Origin of the sequence: Thermomonas sp., from assembly GCF_035369645.1 — a bacterium.
Taxonomy (GTDB): Bacteria; Pseudomonadota; Gammaproteobacteria; order Xanthomonadales; family Xanthomonadaceae; genus Thermomonas.
Window position 1 is genome coordinate 1 of sequence record NZ_DAOOUM010000091.1, and the last position, 2,584, is coordinate 2,584.

3 protein-coding genes are annotated in these 2,584 nt (G+C 63.5%); all 3 read left to right on the forward strand.

From position 1 onward, the window contains the following. The coding region (locus PK789_RS11595; protein WP_324308975.1) for a pyridoxal-phosphate dependent enzyme at positions 1-489 on the forward strand (489 nt) is incomplete at its 5' end. After that, a complete protein-coding gene (locus PK789_RS11600) occupies positions 486-2,024 on the forward strand; it encodes a 2-isopropylmalate synthase (protein ID WP_324308976.1) in 1,539 nt (512 codons plus the stop codon). The genes PK789_RS11595 and PK789_RS11600, both read left to right, overlap by 4 nt. A 21-nt stretch (positions 2,025-2,045) precedes the next feature. After that, the coding region (locus tag PK789_RS11605) for an isocitrate/isopropylmalate family dehydrogenase (protein WP_324308978.1) at positions 2,046-2,584 on the forward strand (539 nt) is incomplete at its 3' end.

Sequence of the window (2,584 nt, forward strand, 5' to 3'; positions counted from 1 at the left end):
GTGGATGCGATGGCACGCGCATTGCGTGGCGATGCCCGCATCATCGAACCCAGACCCACCCTGGCCGATGGCGTAAAGGTGAAAGAACCCGGGCAACTCACTCAGCGCGTGCTGCGCGAGCTATTGGACGATGTTGTCATCGTGCGCGAAGCCGAACTGCGCGAAACCCTGGTGCGGCTGGCGCTGGAAGAACACGTGATTGCCGAAGGGGCCGGCGCGTTGGCGCTGGCGGCCGGCAAACGGATCGCCGCCAAACGCAAATGCGCGGTGGTCTCCGGCGGCAACCTCGATGCCGGCGTGCTGGCCAGTTTGCTGCAAGACGTGCGCCCGCGGCCACCGCGCAAACCGCGCCAACGCAAGCAGGAACGACTTATCTCGCCGGCATCGGTGCCAAGCGCACTGCCTGCCGGCTTACTGCCTGTCCTTTCGCAACCCCATCCCGCGCCGCGCAAAGCGCGCGCCCCGCACCGAGAAGAACTCCCCGCATGAACACAGACCACCCGCACGTCCGCATCTTCGACACCAGCTTGCGCGATGGCGAGCAATCGCCCGGCTTCACCATGAGTGGCGCACAAAAAATCGCCTTCGCCCACGCCTTGGCCGAACTGGGTGTGGATGTAATCGAAGCCGGTTTTCCCAATAGCTCGCCGGCCGACTACAGCGCGGTGCAGACCATCGCACGCGACGTGCGCGGCGCGTCGATTGCGGCCTTGGCGCGCTGCCACGAAGGCGATATCGAAGCCTGCGCACGCGCATTGGAACGCGCCGAATCCCCACGCATCCACGTGTTTATTTCCAGCAGCCCGCTGCATCGTCAATACAAATTGAACATGAGCCGCGAGCAAGTGATCGAGCACGCGAGCATGGGCGTCACACTGGCGCGCAAGCATGTCGCCGATGTCGAGTTTTCCGCCGAAGATGCATTCCGCACCGAACGCGATTTTCTGGTTGAAATTTTCAATGCTGCGGTTGCCGCCGGTGCCACTACCCTGAACGTGCCCGACACCGTGGGCTACGCCACCCCCGATGAAATTCGCGAACTGTTCCGCTACCTGCGCGCCAATGTGCAAGGCGCTGAAGGCGTGGTGTTCAGCGCGCACTGCCACAACGATTTGGGGCTGGCGGTGGCCAACTCACTGGCCGCCATCGAAGGTGGCGCACGCCAAGTGGAATGCACCATCAACGGCATCGGCGAACGCGCCGGCAATGCCGCGCTGGAAGAATTGGTGATGGCGCTGAAAGTGCGCCAAGGGTGGTACGGCGTGGACACCGGCATCATCACCCCCAAACTGCTGGACACCTCGCGCCTGCTGTCGCGCATCACCGGCATCCAAGTGCAGCGCAACAAAGCCATCGTCGGCTTGAATGCCTTCGCGCACGAGTCCGGCATTCACCAACACGGCATGCTGAAAAACCGCGACACCTACGAAATCATGCACCCGCACGATGTGGGCTGGCCGGCATCACAATTGGTGCTGGGCCGCCACAGTGGCCGTGCGGCGGTGGCCGACCGTCTGCGCGCGTTAGGGCATGTGTTGGACGATGCGCAACTAGATCACGTCATCGCCCAAGCCAAGGCGCTGACCCACACCCAGCATGTGGTGAGTGATGCCGACTTGTTGCGCTTGGTCGCCGGCGATCATGGCGAAACCGGCTGGCGCATCACCACGATGAACTTGATCGACGAAGGCCAGCACACCCGTGCGCAAGTGGCGCTGTCCAATCCCGACAATCATCAGGTGCAACAAGAGGCACAAGGCGACGGCCCGATTGCGGCCTTGTTTGCCGCCTTGGCCAAGGCCACCGGCGTGGATTTTGAGCTGGAAAGTTATGAAGTGCACAGCATGGGCATTGGCCGTGATGCACGCGGCGAGGCCAACCTCAGCGCCCGCATCGGTGGCGAAACCTATAGCGGCCAAGGCACCAGCCGCGACGTGCTGGAAGCCTCCGCCATCGCATGGCTGGATGTCGCCAACCGCCTGCTGCGCAGCTACGCCATGCAGCGCGTGGCTGCATTGGCCTAAATCCATATCATCGAGAACCCCATGAACGCCAATATTCTTGTGTTGCCCGGCGACGGCATCGGCCCCGAAGTCACCGCCGCTGCGGTCGAAGTGTTGCAATGCGTGGCCCAGCGCTTCGGCCATGATTTCCAGTTTGAAGAACAGTTGATCGGCGGTGCCGCCATCGACGCCACCGGCACGCCACTGCCCGAGGCCACCTTGCACGCCGCACAGCGCGCCGATGCGGTGTTGCTGGGCGCGGTGGGCGGGCCCAAGTGGTCGGACCCCAATGCCAAGGTGCGCCCCGAGCAAGGCCTGCTGGCCATCCGCAAAGCACTGGGCTTGTATTCCAACCTGCGTCCGGTCAAACCGCACGCGGCCACGCTGGGCGCATCGCCCATCAAACCGCATCTGCTGCAAGGTGTGGATTTGATGGTGGTGCGCGAACTCACCGGCGGCATTTATTTTGGCGAGAAAACCCGAAGCGCCACCGATGCCTCCGACCTGTGCCGCTACAGCGTTGTCGAGATCGAGCGCGTGGTGCGCCACGCCGCCACCTTGGCGCGCAGCCGCAGCGGCAA